This window comes from Achromobacter seleniivolatilans (assembly GCF_030864005.1).
Taxonomy (GTDB): domain Bacteria; phylum Pseudomonadota; class Gammaproteobacteria; order Burkholderiales; family Burkholderiaceae_B; genus Achromobacter; species Achromobacter seleniivolatilans.
Map to the genome: position 1 here is coordinate 3,144,674 of NZ_CP132976.1, position 21,571 is coordinate 3,166,244.

A 21,571-nucleotide genomic window follows, 5' to 3' on the forward strand; every position below is an offset into this window, starting at 1 on the left:
CTAGTTTTTCTGGTTCGGATCTAACTCATAGCCTTGATGATCGCCTCGCGGGCCAGACCAATGAATTCACTTTCCCCGGGCCTCGCGGGCAGCAGACGAAACTCGACTGCTGGCAATACCGGCAGACCGGGTGCGTTCAATCGGCTGATGCCTGGACCCAGCGCGGATTCATTCAGGCAAGCTACCCCCAGTCCCGCAGAAATGGCAAGTTGCAGCCCCGCCACGCCAGACGCCACGTGCGCCACCGAATACGGCACGCCGCGGCGCGACAGCAGGCGCTCCACGTACTGACGCAACGCGCAGGTCTCAGGCAGCACCAGCAGCGGCAAGGGCCCATCCCGCGAGGCATCGTGCCCATCCGCCGCCATCCACAACAGCGGTTCGCGCCGCAACAACTCTCCTTGGGGCCGTCCGCGCGCTGCGCCGCGTTCTTGGATGATCATCGAAATGCCCACGTCGATCTCGCCGCGCTCGTAGGCCGCTTCAATGGCGCCGCTTTTCATGATGGTCACGTGCAAACGCACCTGCGGGTACTGCTCGTTCAGGCGGCGCAACATGCGCGCGACATCGCCGGGCCGAAAGTAATCCGTGATGAAAAGCCGCAATTCGCCGCGCAAGGCCACGCCCCGCAGGTCGCGATAGGCCTCGTCGCTCAATGCCAGGATCGCCCGCGCATGGGTGGACAGCCTTTCGCCTGCAGGCGTCGCCGTCACGCCCGACTTGCCGCGCAGCAGCAAGGGCTGGCCCGCACGGTCTTCCAGTTTGCGCATCTGCTCACTAACGGACGATTGCGACAAAAACACCTTGGGCGCTGCCGCCGTCAGACTGCCGGAATCCAGCACGGCAACCAGCGTGCGCAGCTGGTCCAGATCAAATCCTGACATGGCTTATCCAACGGATTAATCGATGGATAAGATCGTAATTTCCCGCTTTTCCATTGTCAATCGGCTTCCTACACTGCCTCTACACCCCATTTTTCTGGAGCCAACCATGCCTCACATCGTCGTTCATCTGTCCGGTCAGTCCAATGCCGCCATCAATCGCCGCGTCGTCGAATCCGTTGCTGGCTTGACGCAGTCCGTGTTGGGTAAAAAGCTGCCCGTTATCGCCATTACCTTGCAACACATCCCGCATGATCAATGGTTCATTGGCGGCCGGCCGCTGTCGGAACTTGGCAAAAACGCGTTCCACCTGGACATCAGCGTCACGGACGAAACCAATACCAAGGCCGAGAAAGCGCGATTCATCAAGCAGATCTACACCGCCTTTCAGGACATCCTGGGCGAACTGCATGAGTGCTCTTACGTTCATGTGATTGACGCGCGGGCTGCCGCTTACGGGTATGGCGGCGAAACCCAGGAGTTCCGCCATCAGAAGAATGGCCTGTGAATTTCCTGCACCAAAAAAATAGCCGCGCACCCGAAGGTGTGCGGCTATTTTCATTGCTGAACGCGCAAGGGGCATGGCCCCTTGGGTCCGCTTAGATAGCGGATTCGCGCGAAGCGCGCTTGCGCTCGTTTTCCAGCAGGTGACGCTTACGCAGACGGATCGACTTCGGCGTGATTTCCACGAGTTCGTCGTCGTCGATGAATTCCACAGCGTATTCCAGCGACATCTGAATCGGCGGAACCAGGCGCACGGCTTCGTCAGTACCCGAAGCGCGAACGTTGGTCAGCTGCTTGCCCTTGATCGGGTTCACGACCAGGTCGTTGTCGCGGCTGTGAATACCAATGATCATGCCTTCATACAGCGCATCACCCGGGCTCACGAACATGCGGCCGCGATCTTGCAGCTTCCACAGCGCGTAGGCCACGGCATCGCCGTTGTCCTGGCTGATCAGCACGCCGTTACGGCGTTCGCCGATGGCGCCTTCCTTGATGGGGGCGTATTCGTGGAAGATGTGGCTGACCAAGCCCGTGCCGCGCGTCAGCGTCAGGAACTCGTTTTGGAAACCGATCAGGCCACGGGCCGGGATCAGGTATTCCAGACGCGTACGGCCACGGCCGTCCGGCTGCATGTCTTGCAGGTCGCCCTTACGGCGGCCCAGCTCTTCCATGACGCCGCCCTGGTGAGCATCTTCCACGTCAACGGTCAGCGACTCAAACGGCTCGCACTTCACGCCGTCGATGTCCTTGAACACCACACGCGGACGCGACACGGCCAGCTCGTAGCCTTCGCGACGCATCGTTTCCAGCAGAATCGTCAAGTGCAGTTCGCCGCGGCCCGACACTTCAAACACGGTGTCATCGCCCGTGTCGCGCACACGCAGCGCCACGTTGGACTTCAGTTCGCGGTCCAGACGATCGCGCACTTGGCGGCTGGTCACGAACTTGCCTTCACGGCCGGCCAACGGCGACGTGTTCACCATGAAGTTCATGGTCAGCGTCGGCTCGTCGATGCGCAGCATCGGCAGCGGTTCTTGCGTTGCCACATCGGTCACGGTGCAGCCAATGCCGAGTTCTTCGATGCCGTTGATCAGCACGATGTCGCCGGCTTCGGCTTCTTCCACCACAACACGTTCCAGGCCATGGAACTTCTGGACCTGGTTGATACGGCCGCGGCCGCCTTGGCCATCAGGACCGAACTTGTAGGCCACTTCCATACCCGCACGCATGCGGCCACGGTTGATACGGCCCACGCCGATCTTGCCGACGTAGCTGTTGTAATCCAACGAGATGATCTGCATTTGCAGCGGACCATTGGGATCATCGTCACGCTGCGGCACGTGTTCCAGAATGGCATCGAACAACGGGCGCATGTTGCCTTCGCGCACGTCGGGGGTCAAACCGGCGTAGCCCGACAGACCCGATGCGTAAATCACCGGGAAGTCCAACTGCTCTTCGGTTGCGCCCAACTTGTCGAACAAGTCGAAAGTGGCGTTGATGACGAAGTCCGTGCGAGCGCCCGGACGATCCACCTTGTTGACCACGACGATCGGCTTCAAGCCCAGGGCCAGCGCCTTGCGGGTCACGAAAATGGTCTGCGGCATGGGGCCTTCAACGGCGTCCACCAGCAGCAGCACGCCGTCAACCATCGACAGCACGCGTTCGACTTCGCCGCCGAAGTCCGCGTGTCCCGGGGTATCGACGATGTTGATGTGCGTGCCTTCGTATTCAACGGCACAGTTCTTGGCCAGAATCGTAATGCCGCGTTCTTTTTCCAGATCGTTCGAGTCCATGACCCGTTCGGTCAGCGCCTGGTTTTCGCGGAAGGTGCCGGATTGGCGCAGCAGCTGGTCGACCAGGGTTGTTTTACCGTGGTCCACGTGGGCGATGATGGCGACGTTGCGCAAGGCGCGAGTCATAGCGAGTCCTTTAAGGTCAGGGTGGAGGGCAGCAAGCCCTCCGGCAATTCGTTCAGTGCAAGCAATGCCTGCTTAGGGTCTGGCATAGCCTGCAAGGCCTCCAGTTCAACGGCGCGTTCCAGAGAAAATGGCCCGACATGCGTGCGCCGCAGCGCCGTCAGGTGGGCGAAACAGCCCAGCACGCGCCCGATGTCCTGGGCCAGTGTTCGGATGTATGTGCCTTTACTACATGCCACATCGATCTCTGCCTGCGTCCCGTTAAAGGACAACAGTTCGATGCGGTGAATCGTGATCTGGCGAGGCGCGCGTTCCAGCTCAATGCCAGCGCGCGCGTACTCGTACAACGGCTTGCCGTCGCGCTTGAGCGCGGAGTACATCGGCGGAATCTGCTCGATCGTGCCCGAGAAACGTGACAGCGCGTCGCGCAGTGCTTGTTCCTCTACGGTAAAACCTGGTTCGGCGGTCGATACGACATTGCCGGTCAGGTCGCCTGAATCAGTTTCGCTGCCAAATTGCAGCGTAGCGCGATATGCCTTGTCGGCATTCAACATCGCGCCAGCAATTTTAGTGGCTCGTCCCATGCAGCACACCAGCAAGCCGGTGGCAAAGGGGTCCAGCGTGCCCGTGTGACCGGCTTTCGCCGCATCCATGGCACGTTTGGCGCGCTGCAAAGCGTGATTACTCGACAAACCTACGGGTTTGTCGAGCAACAGCACACCGTCGAGCACAAGCCCGCGTCGTTTAGCCATCGTCGGAATCCGGAAATTAAATCAGTGACGACAGCCCGATCAGGACTGGTCTTCTGGTTCGTCGGGCACGCCCGAGTGCGGGCCGGGCCGGTTTGCGCGGTCGATAAGGATCGACATTTCGATACCACGGACGATTTGCTCGTCGTGGAAAAAACGCAAAGTGGGGACAGTGTGAATGTGCAACAGCTTATAGAGCTGCGAATGCAGCCAGCCGGCCTTCTCGTTCAGCAAGGCAGTCGCGGCTTCGGGCTCAGCGCCCAAAACCGTGAAATACACCTTGGCATGCGCGTAGTCGGCCGACAGTTCCACACCAGAGAGCGTGATCAATCCAGCGCGACTCATATCGATTTCGCGCTGAATGATCCCGGCCAGATCCTGTTGGATCTGGTCGGCCAGCCGCAAATTGCGACCGGGGATGGCTTTGGACTTGTGACGGCTCATTAGAAATAATGCCTCGCAGACGCCTTACAGCGTACGCGCGATTTCCTTGATTTCAAAGACTTCCAGTTGGTCGCCCACTTGGATGTCGTTGTTGCCGCGCAGCGTAAGACCGCAATCGAAGCCGGACTTGACTTCCTTGACGTCGTCCTTGAAGCGGCGCAGCGATTCGAGATGCCCCGTCCATTGAACCACGTTGTTGCGCAGCAGGCGTACCTGGGAGTCGCGGCGCACGATGCCATCAAGCACCATACAACCGGCGATGTTACCGAGACGCGAGATGCTGTAGACCTCACGAATCTCGACCAGGCCGATGATCTCTTCTTTCTTCTCGGGCGCCAACATGCCCGACATGGCTGCCTTAACTTCATCCACAGCGTCATAGATGATGTTGTAGTAGCGCACGTCGATGCCGTTGTTCTCGGCCAGCTTCTTGGCGCTAGCTTCCGCACGCACGTTAAAGCCGATCACGACAGCGTTCGAGGCGATAGCCAGGTTGATGTCGGTTTCCGAGATGCCGCCCACGGCCGCGTGCACCACTTGCACACGGACTTCGTCGGTCGACAGCTTGACCAGCGACTGAACCAGCGCTTCCTGCGAACCTTGCACGTCGGTCTTGACGATAAGGGTAAGCGTTTGCGTGCCCTCGCCCAGGTTGTCGAACATCGATTCCAGCTTGGCAGCCTGTTGGCGGGCCAGCTTGACGTCGCGGAACTTGCCTTGACGGAACAACGCGATTTCGCGCGCCTTGCGTTCGTCGGTCAGCGCCATCAGCTCGTCGCCGGCTGCGGGCACTTCGGTCAGACCCTGAATTTCCACCGGGATCGACGGGCCGGCCGATTGAATCGGCTTGCCGTTTTCGTCCAGCATGGCGCGGACGCGGCCAAAGCTTGCGCCAGCCAGCACCACATCGCCGCGCTTGAGCGTGCCGCTCTGCACCAGAATCGTCGCGACCGGGCCGCGGCCCTTGTCCAGACGGGCTTCGATGACCAGGCCCTTGGCGGGCGCTTCGACCGGAGCCTTCAGTTCCAGCACTTCGGCTTGCAACAGCACGTTTTCGAGCAGGTCGTCGATGCCTTCGCCGGTCTTGGCGGAAACACCCACGAACGGCACGTCACCACCGTATTCTTCCGGCACCACTTGTTCGGCAACCAGTTCCTGCTTCACGCGGTCCGGGTTGGCCGACGGCTTGTCGATCTTGGTCACGGCCACAACCATGGGCACGCCCGCAGCCTTGGCGTGGTGGATGGCTTCACGCGTTTGCGGCATCACGCCGTCGTCGGAAGCAACCACCAAGATCACGATGTCGGTTGCCTTGGCGCCACGGGCACGCATAGCGGTAAACGCTTCGTGGCCCGGGGTGTCAAGGAAGGTCACCATGCCGCGCTCGGTTTGAACGTGGTAGGCGCCGATGTGCTGCGTAATACCGCCGGCTTCGCCCGCGGCAACCTTGGCGCGGCGGATGTAATCCAGCAGCGAGGTCTTGCCGTGGTCAACGTGGCCCATCACGGTCACGACCGGAGCGCGCGGCAGCGCTTCGGCTTCCGACACGGTTGCGGTTTCGTCCAGGAAGGCTTCCGGATCATCCAGCTTGGCGGCAATCGCCACGTGACCGAGTTCTTCGACCACGATCATTGCCGTTTCCTGGTCCAGCACCTGGTTGATGGTGACCATCTGGCCCAGCTTCATCAAATGCTTGATGACTTCTGCGGCCTTGACGGACATCTTGTGAGCCAGGTCGGCCACGCTGATGGTTTCCGGCACGTGAACTTCACGGGCGATGAATTCCTGCGGTGCCGGTTCGTTACGGCGGTCATTTTGCTGGTTGCGACCGCCACGGCCGCCACTGCTCTTGCCGCCGCCCTTGCCGCCTGCGCGCCAGCCATCACGGCTGGCCGGGGCTGCCGGTTTGTCAGCGGGCTTCTTGCGCGACGCGTCATCAGACCAGGTCGAAGCGACTTCGGCCGTCTTGATGGTCTTCTTCGCGCCGGGTGCGGCCGGCTTGGCGTCTTTCTTGGCGCCAGGCGTAGCGCCCGGTTTGCCGGCCGGCTTGTGCAACGTGCCCGAAATCGGAGCAGCGGGGGCGGCAGGCGCCTCCGGCTCAGGGGCGCGCAGCACCTTGCGCGGACGGTTAAGCATCTCGCGCAGTGCAGCGGCTTCAGCCTCGGCAGCGCGACGAGCCTCGTCACGGCCACCCGACGTAGCGGAGGCAGCAAGCGGAGGTCCGGCGCGGCGATTGTCCGCGCGGTTGCCAACCTTGACGGCAGGCGCAGCGGGCGTCGGCGCAGCGGTTTTAACGGATTCGATTTTCGCAGCAGGCTGGGCCTGGGCGACAGGCGCGTTGGCCTGGGGGGTAGATGTTTCGGACTTATTAGCTAGCACAACGGGTTCCGGCTTGGCTTCTTCAGCCGTGGGCTCGGTAGATTCAGTCTTGACTTCGGGCTTGGCCTCTTCGGCCACGGGCTCGGCAGGAGCAGGCGCCGTCGTCGCTTCGGGTTCAGGCTGGGCCTGGACCTCGGGGGCTTGCGCCTCGACGGGGGCGGGCGCTTCGGCCGCGACGGATTCAACAGGCGCGGGCGCTTCAACCGGCGCGGGCGCTTCTACAGCAACGGGCTCTTGCTGTTCGACCGGGGCCGCAGCCTCTGCCTGAACAGTCGTGGTTTCAAGTTGCTCAACCACGTCAGGAGCCTCGGATGCAGCCGGCACGGACACCTGCTGCTCTTCTTCGACGGAAACTTCGTCTTCAGCACGCGCGGACGCGGCATGTTCCTGGGCGATTTCGGAGGGATCACGCTTGACGAACACGCGCTTCTTGCGAACTTCCACTTGAATCGTGCGCGAGCGGCCGGTGGCGTCAGCCTGCCGGATCTCGGACGTCTGGCGGCGCGTCAAAGTGATCTTCTTGCCTTCGGTCGCGCCATGAGCGCGACGCAGCGATTCGAGCAATTTCGCCTTGTCGCTGTCGGTGACGGAATCGTCAACCGATTTGAGGTCAACACCAGCCGAGCGCAGCTGATCCAGCAGCACATTGGCAGGCATTTTCAGCTCGGTAGCGAACTGGGCGACGGTATTACTCGACATTAGGCTCTCTCTTCCCTATAGGCAGCAATTACAAACAACGTGAACTTGCGGTGGATACATAAAGCACTACCCACCGCAGACCCGTGTCCTTATGGTTATTCTTCGTCGAACCAATGGGCACGGGCACGCATGATGAGGTCGCTGGCTTCCTGCTCGGTCAAACCGGCGATTTCCGCCAATTCGTCCGTAGCCAATTCGGCCAGATCATCACGCGTATGCACTTGACGCTCGGCCAGCTTGGCAGCCAGCTCTTGCGTCACGCCTTCGAGTTCAAGCAAATCCTGTGCGGTCTCAAGACGCTCTTCCTGGGCAATTGCCTCAGTCAGCAGCGCATTGCGGGCACGGGCGCGCAATTCATTAATGGTGTCTTCGTCAAACGCTTCGATTTCCAGCAGTTCCTGCATGGGCACGTAAGCGATTTCCTCGATACCGGTAAAACCTTCGTCGATCAGGATGTCAGCAACTTCCTCATCAACGTCCAGCTTGTTCATGAACGTGGTGCGCAGACCAGAGCGCTCGACTTCCTGACGGTTCAGGCTTTCTTCCGGCGTCATGATATTGATCTGCCAGCCAGTCAGTTCGGACGCCAGGCGCACGTTCTGACCCTTGGCGCCGATGGCCTTGGGCAGGTTTTCTTCGTCGACAACGACGTCCATCGCATGCTTGTCTTCATCAACGACGATCGATTCGACGTTGGCCGGCGCCAGGGCGCCAATGACAAACTGCGCGGGATCTTCCGACCACAACACGATATCGACTTGTTCGCCGCCCAGCTCATTGCGGACTGCGGTAACGCGCGAACCGCGCATGCCGACACACGTACCGATGGGGTCGATGCGCTTATCGTAAGCCACCACGGCGATCTTCGCACGCACACCCGCATCACGGGCAGCGGCCTTGATCTCCAGCAGACCTTGTTCGATCTCGGGAACTTCGTTCTCGAACAGCTGGCGAATGAACTCAGGCGAGGTGCGCGACAGAATCACTTGTTGACCACGCGCAGCGTGGTCAACACGCAACACAAAGGCGCGAACACGGTCAGCAACCCGCAGGTTTTCCTTCGGGATCATTTCGGAACGCGGCAGTCGCGCTTCGATTTTGCCCGTCTCGACGATGGCGTCGCCCTTATCCATGCGCTTGATCGTTCCGGACACAATGGTTTCGCCACGGTCCAGGAAGTCATTCAGCACCTGTTCGCGCTCGGCGTCACGGATCTTTTGCAGAATGGCCTGTTTGGCTGCCTGCGCACCGATACGACCGAATTCGATGGGCTCCAACGGCTCTTCGATGTATTCGCCTTCCTGGATATCAGGAACGATTTCCTGCGCATCCGACAACATTTCTTGCTTGTCGGGCTCTTGCAAGCCTGCCTCGTCCGGCACAACCAGCCAACGGCGGAAGCCCTCGTGATCGCCCGTATCCCTATCGATGGCGACACGAATGTCCGCATCATCCTTGAAGCGCTTTTTCATGGCCGAGGCCAGCGCACTTTCCAGCGCACCGAACACGACGTCACGCGTGACGTTCTTTTCACGCGCCAAGGCATCGACCAACAGAAGAATTTCGCGACTCATCGCTTTTTGCCCTTGAAATCCAGAACGGGATCCAGTTTTGCACGTTCGATATCATCGATCGTGAAATTCAACAGCTGGACTTCGTTCTTTTTTGCCTCAAATTCGAGACCGAACACGGTCTGTTTCATCCCAGCAGCGGCATCCGAGGCGGCGGCGTCTTCCTGCACGGTCAGCGTGCCTGAGAAAACCTTACGTCCGTCTAATGCCTCGCGCAGCTTGATTTCGATGCGCTCGCCTGCAAAGCGACGGAACTCGGCCTCATTGCGCAACGGGCGGTCTATGCCCGGCGAACCGACTTCCATGCGCTTGTAGTCGATGTTCTCGACCTCATACACCCGCGACAATTGGCGGGAAACTTGTTCACAGTCTTCGATGCGCACACCGCCGACCCGATCGATCGTTACGCGTAAGAGGCCCAGGGCGGCACGCTCGACGTCCACGAGTTCAACGTCCATGCCGGCCAGAGCCTCTTCGGTCAATGCGAATAAATCAGCCATATACTCAAAAAAAATGGGCTGTACGCCCAGCCCACCGATATTGCGCAAAGCCCAGCCGCTTCCCTACTGCACGTAAGGAGCAATGCTGGGCAGCGCCCTCTATTGCGACCTAAATTTTGGTTTGCCGCCACCTTGTCCGTCCCGACCCATCAATCTGAGTCCGGCGGCACTTGGCGCAAATCCGATGCCAACTGCAAAATACTTACAGTGCCTTCGTTACCGCATAATCCGCTGTAACTTCCATACCTGTAACTTCATGCCTGCAGCTTCCAGCTTGCTGCGCCCTGCCTGCTTTGGGTTTCCGCATTGGGTTGCCGCCTTGAGATTTTGCTGTGGTTTATTTCCACTGCAAAGCCCAACCGGCCCTGCCGCACCCCAAATTCGGAGCACCAAACCGTGTTAACAAACACTGGCGGCTGGCAAAAAGCAAAGACGCGAAGCCATGAAAGCCACTGATTTTACCAGATAAACTGGAAAAACGCCTGATTCGTCACGGGCTTACAGATATATGGGACACATCAGAGCTGGCGGCGCACTACGCGCCGCCCAGCAACGATCAACGGCCCTGACGGCCGCGCCCGCCCATCACACCCAGGCGAGACTCGTGCGCCGACGCGCCTCGCGGCTGCCAATCATCGCCACGGGGCGAGGACGAGGCCGACGCGCTACGCGGAGCACGGGGCTTACCGCCTGCGCCCGGCCCCTTACCACCAGCGGTGCCGCCACCGCCATTACGCGGACCATCAGCTTTATTACCACCACGACCGCCACCAGCCGCCGGCTTGCCGCCGCGGCTGGCATTGCCGCCGCGCGCACCTGCCGGCTTGCCGCCAGAGGGTTTGCCGCCAGAAGGCTTGCGACCGCCGCCGCCCACAGGCGCGTCGGCTGCATTACCCATCGGCACGTCGCTCGATACCGCATTACCCGACGGACCATTGACCGCAGCTGCACGAGGGCCGCGCGGCTTGCCGCCGGGCTTGCCACCCGGTTTGCCGCCCGGCTTGCCATTTGGCCTGCCACCGCCACCCGTCGCAGAACGGCCGCCCGCCGGCTTGCCGCCCTTACGATTGCCGCCTGCGCTTTCCGCAGCCAGCGGATGGCCATTGGCATAACCGCCAGCGATCATCAAACCGGTGCCAAACGGATCGGACGGGCATGCCGCAGCTTGACCCGCGCTACCTTGACGGCCGCCTTGCAGCTTGCCGCGGCGCCCGATGCGAGCGCCATTCATGCCGTTGCGATCCATGGTGCCAAAGCCCGGGGGCAAGGCGCTGTCATGGGATGCCGGCTGCTTGGAGCGGCGGCGATTGCCACCCGATTCGTCGTCTTCGCGCAACAGTCCCAGCTGGACCATCAATGCAGTGACCAGCGAGCCATCCAATTCTTCCCAACGGCCGCGGCGCAGCGTGCGCGGCAAAACCACGTCGCCAAAGCGGGTGCGGATCAGCCGGCTTACCGTTACGCCAACCGCTTCGAACATGCGGCGAACTTCGCGGTTACGGCCTTCTTGCAAGGTCACGCGATACCAGCGGTTGCTGCCGTCGCCGCCCAGGTAGTCCAACGCGCCAAAAGCGGCCAGACCATCTTCCAGCTCAATGCCGTCGACCAGCGACTGGCGTTGCGCCTCATCCATCTCGCCCAGCACGCGCACCGCGTATTCGCGCTCGGTGCCGTAGCGGGGATGCATGATCCGGTTGGCCATATCGCCCGAGGTCGTGAAAATCAGCAGACCTTCGGTGTTCAGATCCAGACGGCCGACCGACAACCACTTGCCGGTACGCAGCTTGGGCAGGCGCGCGAACACGCTGGCGCGGCCACCCGGATCATCATGACTGACGATTTCGCCAGCAGGCTTGTGATAAAGAATCACGCGCGGCGGCTTCTTGGTGTTCAGGCGCATGATCGGCTTGCCGTTCACGCGCACTTGATCATTGGGCCCCACACGCTGACCGATATGAGCCGGTTCGCCGTTGACCGACACGCGGCCCGCAACAATCAGCTCTTCCATTTCGCGGCGGGAACCGATACCAGCATCGGCCAGCACCTTGTGCAGCTTGGGCATGACTGCCTCGCTGTTCAGGTACTTGCCCAGACGCTGTTCCATGCGGTCTGCCGTATCCAGATAGGACAAAGCCTGTTCGGCCTCTTGCTCTCCGCCACGGGAGTCATCGGACTCGACCGGAGCAGCGGCAACGGGCTGCGCTTCAGCCGCAGGCGCCTGCTCGGCAGCGGCATCGCCACGACGGCGGCGAAACGGCGTCCTTAGCTTGCGGCCACGCCCACGCGCACCAGCCTCACCTTCGGCTGCCGGCTCGCGAGCGGCGGAGGATTCCGGCTGACCGTTGGAAACGGTGTCATCCGAACGGGGATTATCGTCCTGCATTGCTGTATTCGTTGTCACTGGGACAGCTCCGAATTTCAAACTTGGGTAGGCCTGCCGGGGGCAGGCTCGTCATCATCAGGGGACGCCGACTCTCGGTCGGCGACAGGCCGTTCCGGGTCCGCTTCATCCAGCGCCACGGAAGCGGCGCCAGGATCGGGCCGAATCCGTTCGTCAAGACCAAAGACGGGCTCATGCCCAGCGGCGCCAGGCGCTGCACTATCGGTCTCGTCAATCGGGTCGGTCTGTTCCGCGTGTTTTGCGTTCTCGACACTTTCCTTTGCAGCACCGGCCTCTGTGACGTCGGCGGCTATATCGGAAGTATCGCTACCGTCCATGTCGCCGGGTAAACCGGACATGGTCGGCAAATTGGACAAGCCTTCGGCTTGCTCCCGGACGGTAGGTTCGTCGGCGGGATCCGCGCCTTCTTCTGTGCGCGAAACGTCGGATTCTACGCTATCGATCGGGTCTATGGTTGCATCGTGTGCCGAAACAGACAATTCCGCAACTGGGATATCGCCATTTTCAACGTTATCCGACTCGGCCCCGATAGCCATTTCGTGCTGAATTCCGGCCTCTTCACCTGCGGGAGCCTGCTCATCGGAAGCAATATCCGTCTCGGAGGCCTCTTCTTCGTTGCCCGCAGTTGCCGGATCAACGCCCTCGCCTGTCAATTGCTGCACTTCACCCAGATCCAGGCCCGCCAGCGCGGCGGCGGCATGAGTGGATTCCAACGGGGGCAGTTCGTCCAGCGCACGCAGGCCCAAATCATCCAGGAATTGGCGCGTCGTGCCGAACAACGCCGGACGGCCAGGGGCGTCGCGATGCCCAATGACCTCGATCCAGCCCCGATCCTCTAACGCCTTCACGATCTGGGAAGACACCGTGACGCCGCGAATATCTTCAATATCGCCACGCGTCACCGGCTGGCGCCAGGCCACGATCGCCAGCGTTTCCATTACCGCACGGGAATACTTGGGCGGTTTTTCCGGGCTCAGTCTTTCCAGGTAGCGCTGCATGTGCGGGCGGCTCTGAAAACGCCACCCGCTTGCAAGCTGCACAAGCTCCAGACCGCCATCGGCCCAATTACTTTGCAGCGTCTCCAACAGCCCGCGAAGCTTGCTGTTGTCGAATTGTTCATCGTCACCGAATAGCTTGCGCATATCGGACAGTTGCATCGGCTGCACCGCGCATAACAACGCGGTTTCCAGCACGAGTATTGCCTCGCTATCGTTCATCGACATTCAAATTCAAAAAGGGCTAACTTGCGCTAGGTTGAAAATAGGGTTAATATTCTTTTCTCAGACGCGGGGTGGAGCAGTCTGGCAGCTCGTCGGGCTCATAACCCGAAGGTCACAGGTTCAAATCCTGTCCCCGCAACCAAATTGATGAAGGCCTGGCGAATTCGCCAGGCCTTTTTCATTTGTGCCTGCAATTCGGAAGATTTCGAAGCAGCCGCATTCCCCAGGGCCGAGCGGGCAGCAACGGCGGCAGACGTGGCGCCAACTGCCGACCCAACTACCGACCCAACACCCAATCCACGCACAAGAACAGCCCCACCCAAACGTGCGGGCCAAGAGCTGACGGCGTTGGTTTGCGAAGTGTTCACGAAATCCTTGTGTTTACTGCCATCAATGACGGACTTGCGGCGAAGCGGCCGCGCCGATCATGAAAGGGCGGAATGCGTGCCGCAATGTCTATCGCGGCAGACGCCTTGAATAAATTCTGGAAAAGCTGGCATTACCCGCCAACGGGCCTATGGAACACGCCGGCAACCCGGCGCCATCTTCCTGCGGCAATCGATATCAAGAACCTGGAACACCAGGCATCGGACGAAGCGGCGTGGCTAGCAGCCACCACTGGCCGGACTTGCGATTCTTAGAGAGCTAGCGAACATTGGCTTTACGCAAAACGGCTTACCGGAAACAACACCGGGCCACTCGCGCCAAGCCTGTCGGAGCAACGTCGAAATTATACCGTTATATACCCCACCCTCAAGCGCGGGAGACCGCAAGCCGTGCGCGAAAACTACGTTCCGGCCTTATCCCAGGGCGTGGAACCCAGCCTGTCCACAAGAAAATCCAGCATCGAGCGCAATATCAATGGCATCTGACGGCGCGAGACATACACGCCATAAATACCCAATTCTTGCGGTTTGTATTGCGGCAAAATGGCCTTCAGCCGGCCTGCGGCGACATACTCAGCAGCGTAGTACGTAGGCAACATGGCAATCCCCGCCCCTTCCAGCGCCGCACTCAGCAGGACAGACACTTCATTAGCGGAGATATTGCCGCTGACAGGCACATCCACGGGTTCGCCCTCCCGCTCAAAACGCCACAAGCTTTTACCAAAATAAGAATGCGTCAGGCAGTTGCGTAAGGACAGGTCTTCAATCCTGGCCGGCGCGCCTTCACGCGCCAGGTAATCCGGCGACGCGCAAACGACAGAACGGCAGACAGCCAGCTTACGGGCTATCAGATTAGGGTCCAGGTCGTTGGTGATGCGCACAGCCAGATCGACCCGCTCTTCAACCAGATTGACCGCCCGCTCGACCAGCATCAGATCCACCGATGTGCCTGGATGCTGTTTGACGTAGTCAGTGACGGCGCTGGCCAGATGGCGCGATCCGAACGACATTGATGTCGTGATGCGCAGCAGGCCACGCGGCGTATCTTCAGGCGTTGAAACCGCGTTGCGCAGGTCTCCAACCATATCCAGCATTTGCCGGCAGCGAGGCAGGGTTTCCGCCCCAGCGGGCGTCAAACTCAAGCGACGGGTCGTGCGGTGCAGCAATCGCACTCCCACCCACTGCTCCATTTCGGCCAGATAGCGCGACACCATGGCGCGCGACATGTCCAGATGAATCGCCGCCGCCGACAAACTCCCCCTGTCAGCGACCTCTACGAACACCTGCATGGCTTTCAGACGATCCATGATTGTCTCGATTTTTGCACCAGACCGTACCGGTTATACCGTATTTCTGTGCAACATCCGCACCTAAATCGCGACTTTTTGCCTATCGAACCGGGCAAGCAGACCGCCGCCCATCCGCCAGCATCAGGCGGGAAGTTGGCCCAGCGCCTCGCACACTGCTGCACGCACCACGGCCACGTCTTCGCCCCGCACGATATATACAAGCCGCGATGCACGGTCGTCGCCCGGCCATTGCGTGAGCGGCCGGATGGGATAGAGCTCGCCGTGCACCCCATGCACCTCGCAAGGCAGAGCTTCACCCTCGAAACAGACCAAACCCTTCATACGCAACAGGCTCTGCCCAAAGCGCTCCTGGATGCGCGAGACCCCCGCGAGAAATGCGGCGCGGCTCAAAGGCGACGACAGGACCAGCGAGAAACTGGCAACCGCTGCATGCCTGGCGGCAGCGGGTTGAGCAAACGCTTGCAACCAATTCGACATGGCGACACCGTCGCGCCGGATTTGCCCGTCCAGCCCATCGCGCAGCACACCCGCCAGCGGCGCATCCTGCCGCTGCACACAGCGCTGGGCCCCTGGATTCACGGCAATCACCGCACGCTCCACGCAACGCAGCTGCGCTGCGTCCACCAGGTCAGACTTGCTCATTACCACGGCATCAGCCAAGGCAAGCTGCCGCGACGCCTCGGGCTGCGCCACCAGGTCAGCCTCGCCGTTGCGCGCATCCACCACGACAATCGCGCCGCGATAGGCATAACGCTCGGCCAAGAATCGATCGTGCTTAAGCGTAAATAGAATCGGGGCGGGGTCCGCCAACCCGCTCGTCTCGATCAGCACACGGCGAAACGGCTTGATCCGGCGGCTGACAGCCAGCATGAAGAGATCGCGCAAGGTATCCACGACCGCCCCGCTAACCACACAACAAAGGCAACCGCCTTCGACCAGCACCACATTGTCAGGCGCCAAACGGACCAGGTGATGGTCAACACCAATATCGCCATATTCATTGACGATGACGAGGGCGTCGGAGTAAGCAGGCTCGTGCAGCAAACGATTGAGCAAGGTGGTCTTGCCACTGCCCAGAAACCCGGAAATCACCGTTACGCCAATCCGCTTGTCGTCTTCCATACCTACCCTTTGCACCCGACCGGTTTTAATCTTGCTGCGGCCCCCAAACCGGGAACGGGTCGCTGATATTTGCCAGTTCGGCAGCAGGCCGCGTCATTTCTTCCTGCGTCATCAGACATGCTTGCAAGCGTGCGCGCAGCGCCGGCTCATCCATACCCATACCAATCAGCACCAGCTCCTGACACCGGTCGCCGTAGACCGGGTCCCAATCTGCTACGACCTCGGCTCGGGATTGCGCATCTGCCGGCCACTGCTCACGAGGCAACGCCGCCCACCAATATCCCGCAGCGCCATACCGCGTGACCGGACCCGCCTGCGACCAGGATGCCGCGAACGCGGGCCGAGTCACCAGCCAGAAAAATCCTTTGGACCGCACCACGCCAGGCCACTCCTGATGCAGGCATTCCCAGAAACGCTGAGGATGGAATGGCCGCTTGGCCCGAAACACAAAACTGCCGATTCCGTATTCCTGGCTTTCAGGCACGTGCTCGCCACGCAGCTCTTTGAGCCAGCCCGGCGCTTGCGCAGCCGCCTCGAAATCAAACCGCCCCGTGTCCAACACCCGTCCCATCGGCACTCGCCCAAACTCGCTGCGCACGATATCAGCACGCGGATTTAGCCGATGCAAGATTGCCTCTAATCGGGCCAAGTCCTCAGGGGAGATCAGATCCGTCTTGTTCAACACCATGACATCACAGAATTCCACCTGTTCAACCAGCAGGTCCACCACTGTGCGCGTGTCGTCATCCCCCAAGACCTCGCCCCGCTCAGACAAGCTGTCTTCGCTGGAATAGTCCCGCAAGAAGTTAAAAGCATCCACCACCGTGACCATCGTGTCCAGGCGGGCGACGTCAGCCAGGCTGACACCATCCTCATCGCGAAAGGTGAACGTCTCCGCCACGGGCAGGGGCTCGGAAATGCCGGTTGACTCAATCAGCAGATAGTCAAAGCGGCCCTCGCCAGCAAGCCGTCGAATCTCGACAAGCAAATCCTCGCGCAGCGTACAACAGATGCATCCATTACTCATCTCGACCAGCTTCTCGTCGGCGCGGGACAGCGCTGCGCCGCCCTCGCGCACCAGCCGCGCATCGATATTCACCTCAGACATATCGTTGACGATGACCGCCACCCGCCTGCCCTCCCGGTTGTTCAGCACGTGGTTGAGCAGGGTGGTCTTGCCCGCCCCCAAAAATCCCGACAATACCGTGACAGGCAAACGCCCATCGCACGGCTGCGCCGCGCCTTCCAGCTGAATCATGGCTCGCTCCGAAATTGAAATGTTATTACATAACAATATCAGCACAAGCCGCAAGGCAAAAGATTTCTGCAAATAGGGAATGCCAGGGCGGATGAAGCAGAAAAAGAACCGCAAAAGCCAAAAGGGCCATTCACTTGCGTGAATGGCCCTGAAAACTTTTTTGGCTCCCCGAGCTGGGCTCGAACCAGCGACCTGCGGATTAACAGTCCGTCGCTCTACCGGCTGAGCTATCGGGGAACTGCCAAGAACGTAATTATGAACGAAAATTTTCTGGGATGCAAATCACGCTTTTTTTTGAATGTTTTGCACCTCTTGTTTCCCATCAGGAAAAAACTCTGATATGATTTCGGTCTTTCCAGATCAGGCCCCATAAACAGGGCAGCGAACTGGAAGAAATCAAAGATGTTTTGCGTACAGAACGGCGGAGTAAAACCCCCAGGACGAAAGCAAATGGTCTTGCCGGCATAGCTCAGTTGGTAGAGCAGCGCATTCGTAATGCGAAGGTCGTAGGTTCGACTCCTATTGCCGGCACCAAATTCCAAAAAGCAGCCCTTTCGGGCTGCTTTTTTCATTTCCGCGCATTTTTCCCCTCGCCCCCTCTTCAGCTTGGCTCCGCCGGCCCTATACAGGGAACTCCGGCCGCTCAGCATGCGTCCAACACCCTGGACCACCCCAAGGGAAGATCGCCATGCGCATCCTACTCGTCGAAGACGACGTCATGATCGGTGAAAGCGTATTGGACTGCCTGCGCGCGGAGCACTATGCCGTCGATTGGGTGAAGGACGGCAACGCGGCGGAACTTGCGCTGCGCACCGACACGTATGACCTGATCTTGCTGGATCTGGGCCTGCCCAAACGCGACGGCCTGGCTTTGTTGCGCGATTTACGCACACGCAAAGACCGGACCCCGGTTCTGATTGCAACCGCGCGCGACGCCGTCAGCGACCGCATCGCCGGGCTGGACGCGGGCGCCGATGATTACATTGTCAAACCTTACGACGTAGACGAATTACTGGCGCGCATGCGGGCGCTGATTCGCCGTAGCGCGGGCCGTGCCGAACCGGTGTTTGAACATGACGGCATCACCATAGACCCGCAATCGCATGCTGCAATGGTCGACGGCACGCCGGTTGCGCTGACGGCGCGTGAATGGGCCGTGCTGGAACCTTTGATCGCCCGCCCGGGCATGATCTTTTCTCGCGCCCAGCTGGAAGAAAAACTCTATAGCTGGAAAGACAGCGTCAGCAGTAACGCGGTTGAGGTTTATATTCATGGCCTGCGCAAGAAACTGGGTCAGGACCTGATTCAGAACGTCAGAGGCGTCGGCTATGTCATTCCCAAAACATGAGCATCCGGCTTAGTTATTCACTGAGAGCCCGGCTGCTTTTCTTTCTGTTGGCCGCCATCGCGGTCGGCGCGCTGGTGCAAGGCGCAATTGCCTACCGCAGCACACTCGCGCAAGCCGACGATATTTTTGATTCGCTGTTGCAACGCACTGCCCTATCGCTCGGTACGGGCGACGGGCTGCTCAGCACCGGCCCGCGCCATGCCCTGGGGGCAGGTTCGCCGGTCGCAGACGACCTGATCATCCAGATATGGACGCCCGACGGCGTACGCGTTTTCAATTCGCGTTCGCGACGGCCGCTGCCCGATCAGATCGTGCTTGGGTTTTCCGACGTGAAAATGGAAGGCATCACCTATCGCGTCTATTCGCTGGCGACGCCCTTTCAGGTCATCCAGGTCGCGCAAGACATGGACGTGCGTAAGAACATGGCCCGCGCCCTCGCCCTGCGCACCATCGCCCCCATTGCCGCGGCGGCGCCGCTGCTCATGCTGATCATCTGGTGCGTGGTCAGCTGGTCATTGCGGCCCGTCAAACGCGCGCGCGCCCAGGTGGCTGCGCGCCAACCCGAAGATCTTTCCCCCGTCAATGTGCAAGGCCTGCCCGACGAGATCCGCCCGCTGATCCAGGAGCTGAACCTGCTGCTGGAACGCATGCGCGGCGCATTTGCCCAACAAAAGCAATTCGTAGGCGATGCGGCGCATGAATTGCGGTCGCCGCTAGCCGCGCTGAGGCTGCAATTGCAGGCTTTGCAACGTGCAGGCGACGCTGATACCCGCCTGGTGGCCGAGCAGCGCCTCGCCGCCGGCATTGATCGCGCCACGCGCCTGGTTGAGCAACTCTTGTCCATGGCCCGCTACGAGGGCACGACAGAGCAAACCTCGTCGCAGCCCGTGGACCTGGCCGACGTCTTGAGGCAGGCACTTTCCGAGACGTTGCCGCAAGCCAATGCCAAGTCGATCACGATTGACATGGACGGCGCGCACGAAGCCTGGGTGCAGGGAAACCGCGACGCGCTCGTGCTGCTGGCCCGCAATCTGCTGGATAACGCCATCAAGCACACGCCAGAAGGCAAACAGATTCGTCTGCGTCTGGAGCGGGGACCAGGCAAGGCGGTGTTCATGATCGACGACGAGGGGCCAGGTATCCCGATCGCTGAACGCGAGCGCGTGTTCGACCGCTTTTACCGCGCCGAAGGCAACACCCAGCACGGCAGCGGACTGGGGCTGGCGATTGCCCGAGCCATCGCGGACCGGCATGGCGCGACGATCACGCTGGAAGAGCCGCCCAGCCACCCAGGACTGCGCGCCCGGGTGGACTTCACCTTGGCACCATCCGCTTAAAGCAAGTTCCAGGCATTCAATCTGAGCGCTTAAGTTTCACCTAAGTGTCAGGCCCGAAGATAGCGCCATGTCCTTAAACATGAACGCAGGAGCCGACATGAAGACCTCGCAACTCAAACCCTCGCGCCTGATGCTGGCGCTGCTGGCCGCTGGCGCCATTGGCGGCGCTGGCGCCTCCGCCATGATGGGCGGCGTGTCGGTGGCGGCCAACGCCCCGACCGCTGCCACCGCCCCCCAGGCGATCAGCACGGCAAGCCCCCCGAATTTTGTGCAGATCACGCGCGACTTCGGACCGGCTGTCGTCAACATCAGCGTCAGCGGCACCCGCAAGGTGTCGGCCGATGACGGCGATCCTTTCGCCCAATTCTTCGGGCAGATCCCGGGCTCCCGTGGCCGTGCGCCTGCGCGAGAAGTTCCAATGCGCGGCGAAGGCTCTGGCTTTATCGTCAGCAATGACGGCATCATCCTGACCAATGCCCACGTTGTGCAAGACGCCAAGGAAGTCACCGTCAAGATGACTGACCGCCGCGAATACAAAGCCAAGGTGCTGGGCGCTGACCCGCAGACTGACGTGGCTGTGCTCAAGATTGACGCCAAGAACCTGCCGGTGGTGAAGGTAGGGGACGTCAACCAGCTGCAAGTGGGTGAATGGGTACTGGCCATTGGCTCGCCCTACGGCCTGGAGAACACGGCGACCGCTGGCATCGTCAGCGCGAAGGGCCGCTCGCTGCCCGACGACACCTCGGTGCCCTTTATCCAGACCGACGTTGCCGTCAACCCTGGTAACTCGGGCGGCCCGCTGTTTAACGATCGCGGTGAAGTCGTGGGCATCAACTCCCAGATCTACAGCCGCACCGGCGGATTCCAGGGCCTGTCGTTCTCGATTCCCATCGACGTGGCCTACAAGATCAAGGACCAGATTCTGGAACACGGCAAGGTGCAGCATGCGCGCCTGGGCGTAACGGTTCAAGAAGTGAATCAGGATCTGGCCAACTCGTTCAAGCTGGATTCGCCGTCGGGCGCCCTGGTGTCGAGTATTGAGAAAGGCAGCGCCGCCGAGAAGGCCGGTTTGCAACCCGGCGACGTGGTCCGTCAGATCAACGGCAAGACGATTGTGTCTTCCGGCGACCTGGCATCGATGATCACGCTGGCCTCGCCCGGCGAGAAGATCAAGCTGGATGTCTGGCGTGCTGGCGCCCCCAAGGAACTGGTTGCCACATTAGGCGGCGTTCCCAAGGACAAGTCGCAAGCGTCGGCGGACGACCAGGACGTGCAACGCGGTCAGTTGGGTCTGGCGCTGCGTCCGCTGAGTCCGCAAGAGCAACAGGCATCGGGCACTGAAGGCCTGCTGATCGAACGCTCCGCGGGTCCGGCCGCCAAGGCAGGCATTGAGCCGGGCGACGTACTGCTGTCCTTGAATGGCGTGCCCGTGCATAACGTCGGGCAGGTCAAGGAAGCACTGTCGAAAGCGGGCAAGACCGTTGCCCTGCTGGTGCAACGGGGCGAAGACAAGATCTTCGTGCCGGTGCAGATCGGCTAAACCGAT

The 21,571-nt window shown here is 60.6% G+C and carries 16 protein-coding genes and 3 tRNA genes; 6 read left to right on the plus strand and 13 right to left on the minus strand.

Annotation, left to right across the window (positions count from 1 at the left end):
- Window positions 1–20: 20 nt before the first annotated feature.
- Window positions 21–884: a LysR family transcriptional regulator gene (locus RAS12_RS14170; protein ID WP_306950963.1), complete on the minus strand. Its 864-nt coding sequence runs from the start codon at window positions 882–884 to the stop codon at window positions 21–23.
- A 106-nt stretch (window positions 885–990) separates the two neighbouring features.
- Here RAS12_RS14170 and RAS12_RS14175 point away from each other — a divergent pair, with 106 nt between their 5' ends.
- Window positions 991–1,389: a tautomerase family protein gene (locus RAS12_RS14175; protein ID WP_306950965.1), complete on the plus strand. Its 399-nt coding sequence runs from the start codon at window positions 991–993 to the stop codon at window positions 1,387–1,389.
- 91 nt (window positions 1,390–1,480) lie between these two features.
- On the opposite strand, the gene typA is transcribed toward RAS12_RS14175, so the two are convergent.
- The 8 genes from typA to scpB form a co-directional block, all read right to left on the minus strand.
- The gene (gene typA / locus RAS12_RS14180) at window positions 1,481–3,304 is read right to left on the minus strand and encodes a translational GTPase TypA (RefSeq protein ID WP_306950966.1); all 1,824 of its coding nucleotides are present in this window, start codon (window positions 3,302–3,304) and stop codon (window positions 1,481–1,483) included.
- Window positions 3,301–4,053, minus strand: coding sequence for a tRNA pseudouridine(55) synthase TruB (truB, locus tag RAS12_RS14185; protein WP_306950967.1), 753 nt, complete (start codon window positions 4,051–4,053; stop codon window positions 3,301–3,303). Before truB ends, typA begins: the two co-directional genes overlap by 4 nt.
- 39 nt (window positions 4,054–4,092) lie before the next feature.
- Entirely contained in the window at window positions 4,093–4,494 is a 402-nt protein-coding gene (gene rbfA / locus RAS12_RS14190; RefSeq protein WP_306950968.1) for a 30S ribosome-binding factor RbfA, read from the minus strand.
- Between the two features lie 24 nt (window positions 4,495–4,518).
- Window positions 4,519–7,572, minus strand: a complete 3,054-nt coding sequence (gene infB, locus RAS12_RS14195; protein ID WP_306950970.1) for a translation initiation factor IF-2 — start codon at window positions 7,570–7,572, stop codon at window positions 4,519–4,521.
- Window positions 7,573–7,667: 95 nt separating this feature from the next.
- Window positions 7,668–9,146, minus strand: a complete 1,479-nt coding sequence (gene nusA, locus RAS12_RS14200; protein ID WP_306950972.1) for a transcription termination factor NusA — start codon at window positions 9,144–9,146, stop codon at window positions 7,668–7,670.
- Window positions 9,143–9,643 carry a ribosome maturation factor RimP gene (gene rimP / locus RAS12_RS14205; RefSeq protein WP_306950974.1) on the minus strand — a complete coding sequence of 167 codons (501 nt, stop codon included), beginning with the start codon at window positions 9,641–9,643 and terminating at the stop codon, window positions 9,143–9,145. Before rimP ends, nusA begins: the two co-directional genes overlap by 4 nt.
- A gap of 556 nt (window positions 9,644–10,199) precedes the next feature.
- Window positions 10,200–12,026, minus strand: a complete 1,827-nt coding sequence (locus tag RAS12_RS14210) for a pseudouridine synthase (protein WP_306950976.1) — start codon at window positions 12,024–12,026, stop codon at window positions 10,200–10,202.
- A 35-nt stretch (window positions 12,027–12,061) separates the two neighbouring features.
- Window positions 12,062–13,267, minus strand: a complete 1,206-nt coding sequence (gene scpB, locus RAS12_RS14215; protein WP_371321281.1) for an SMC-Scp complex subunit ScpB — start codon at window positions 13,265–13,267, stop codon at window positions 12,062–12,064.
- 62 nt (window positions 13,268–13,329) lie between these two features.
- Here scpB and RAS12_RS14220 point away from each other — a divergent pair.
- A tRNA-Met gene (locus RAS12_RS14220) sits at window positions 13,330–13,406 on the plus strand.
- A 645-nt stretch (window positions 13,407–14,051) separates the two neighbouring features.
- On the opposite strand, the gene RAS12_RS14225 is transcribed toward RAS12_RS14220, so the two are convergent.
- From RAS12_RS14225 to RAS12_RS14240, 4 genes are all read right to left on the minus strand, one after another.
- A complete protein-coding gene (locus RAS12_RS14225; protein WP_306950978.1) occupies window positions 14,052–14,957 on the minus strand; it encodes a LysR family transcriptional regulator in 906 nt (301 codons plus the stop codon).
- A gap of 123 nt (window positions 14,958–15,080) precedes the next feature.
- Window positions 15,081–16,082, minus strand: coding sequence for a CobW family GTP-binding protein (locus RAS12_RS14230; RefSeq protein ID WP_306950980.1), 1,002 nt, complete (start codon window positions 16,080–16,082; stop codon window positions 15,081–15,083).
- A 25-nt stretch (window positions 16,083–16,107) separates the two neighbouring features.
- Window positions 16,108–17,340, minus strand: coding sequence for a zinc metallochaperone GTPase ZigA (gene zigA, locus RAS12_RS14235; protein ID WP_306950982.1), 1,233 nt, complete (start codon window positions 17,338–17,340; stop codon window positions 16,108–16,110).
- A gap of 161 nt (window positions 17,341–17,501) precedes the next feature.
- Window positions 17,502–17,577: transfer RNA gene (locus tag RAS12_RS14240), tRNA-Asn, on the minus strand.
- Window positions 17,578–17,798: 221 nt separating this feature from the next.
- Between RAS12_RS14240 and RAS12_RS14245 the strand changes: the two genes are divergently transcribed.
- From RAS12_RS14245 to RAS12_RS14260, 4 genes are all read left to right on the plus strand, one after another.
- Window positions 17,799–17,874, plus strand: a tRNA-Thr gene (locus RAS12_RS14245).
- A gap of 154 nt (window positions 17,875–18,028) precedes the next feature.
- Complete coding sequence (locus tag RAS12_RS14250; protein WP_306950984.1) at window positions 18,029–18,688, plus strand: response regulator; 660 nt, start codon at window positions 18,029–18,031, stop codon at window positions 18,686–18,688.
- Window positions 18,685–20,025 carry an ATP-binding protein gene (locus RAS12_RS14255; RefSeq protein WP_306950986.1) on the plus strand — a complete coding sequence of 447 codons (1,341 nt, stop codon included), beginning with the start codon at window positions 18,685–18,687 and terminating at the stop codon, window positions 20,023–20,025. The genes RAS12_RS14250 and RAS12_RS14255 overlap by 4 nt, the downstream gene beginning before the upstream one ends.
- A gap of 97 nt (window positions 20,026–20,122) precedes the next feature.
- On the plus strand, window positions 20,123–21,565 hold the full coding sequence (locus tag RAS12_RS14260; protein WP_306950987.1) for a DegQ family serine endoprotease: 1,443 nt from the start codon (window positions 20,123–20,125) through the stop codon (window positions 21,563–21,565).
- Window positions 21,566–21,571: the final 6 nt, after the last annotated feature.

Excerpts from the sequence above, each read along its gene's own strand:
- infB (WP_306950970.1), bottom strand. The coding sequence starts at position 7,572 with ATGTCGAGTAATACCGTCGCCCAGTTCGCTACCGAGCTGAAAATGCCT.
- RAS12_RS14250 (WP_306950984.1), top strand. The coding sequence starts at position 18,029 with ATGCGCATCCTACTCGTCGAAGACGACGTCATGATCGGTGAAAGCGTA.
- RAS12_RS14210 (WP_306950976.1), bottom strand. The coding sequence starts at position 12,026 with ATGCAGGACGATAATCCCCGTTCGGATGACACCGTTTCCAACGGTCAG.
- zigA (WP_306950982.1), bottom strand. The coding sequence starts at position 17,340 with ATGATTCAGCTGGAAGGCGCGGCGCAGCCGTGCGATGGGCGTTTGCCT.
- truB (WP_306950967.1), bottom strand. The coding sequence starts at position 4,053 with ATGGCTAAACGACGCGGGCTTGTGCTCGACGGTGTGCTGTTGCTCGAC.
- RAS12_RS14255 (WP_306950986.1), top strand. The coding sequence starts at position 18,685 with ATGAGCATCCGGCTTAGTTATTCACTGAGAGCCCGGCTGCTTTTCTTT.
- RAS12_RS14170 (WP_306950963.1), bottom strand. The coding sequence starts at position 884 with ATGTCAGGATTTGATCTGGACCAGCTGCGCACGCTGGTTGCCGTGCTG.
- RAS12_RS14230 (WP_306950980.1), bottom strand. The coding sequence starts at position 16,082 with ATGGAAGACGACAAGCGGATTGGCGTAACGGTGATTTCCGGGTTTCTG.
- nusA (WP_306950972.1), bottom strand. The coding sequence starts at position 9,146 with ATGAGTCGCGAAATTCTTCTGTTGGTCGATGCCTTGGCGCGTGAAAAG.
- rimP (WP_306950974.1), bottom strand. The coding sequence starts at position 9,643 with ATGGCTGATTTATTCGCATTGACCGAAGAGGCTCTGGCCGGCATGGAC.
- RAS12_RS14260 (WP_306950987.1), top strand. The coding sequence starts at position 20,123 with ATGAAGACCTCGCAACTCAAACCCTCGCGCCTGATGCTGGCGCTGCTG.
- rbfA (WP_306950968.1), bottom strand. The coding sequence starts at position 4,494 with ATGAGCCGTCACAAGTCCAAAGCCATCCCCGGTCGCAATTTGCGGCTG.
- scpB (WP_371321281.1), bottom strand. The coding sequence starts at position 13,267 with ATGTCGATGAACGATAGCGAGGCAATACTCGTGCTGGAAACCGCGTTG.
- typA (WP_306950966.1), bottom strand. The coding sequence starts at position 3,304 with ATGACTCGCGCCTTGCGCAACGTCGCCATCATCGCCCACGTGGACCAC.
- RAS12_RS14225 (WP_306950978.1), bottom strand. The coding sequence starts at position 14,957 with ATGGATCGTCTGAAAGCCATGCAGGTGTTCGTAGAGGTCGCTGACAGG.
- RAS12_RS14175 (WP_306950965.1), top strand. The coding sequence starts at position 991 with ATGCCTCACATCGTCGTTCATCTGTCCGGTCAGTCCAATGCCGCCATC.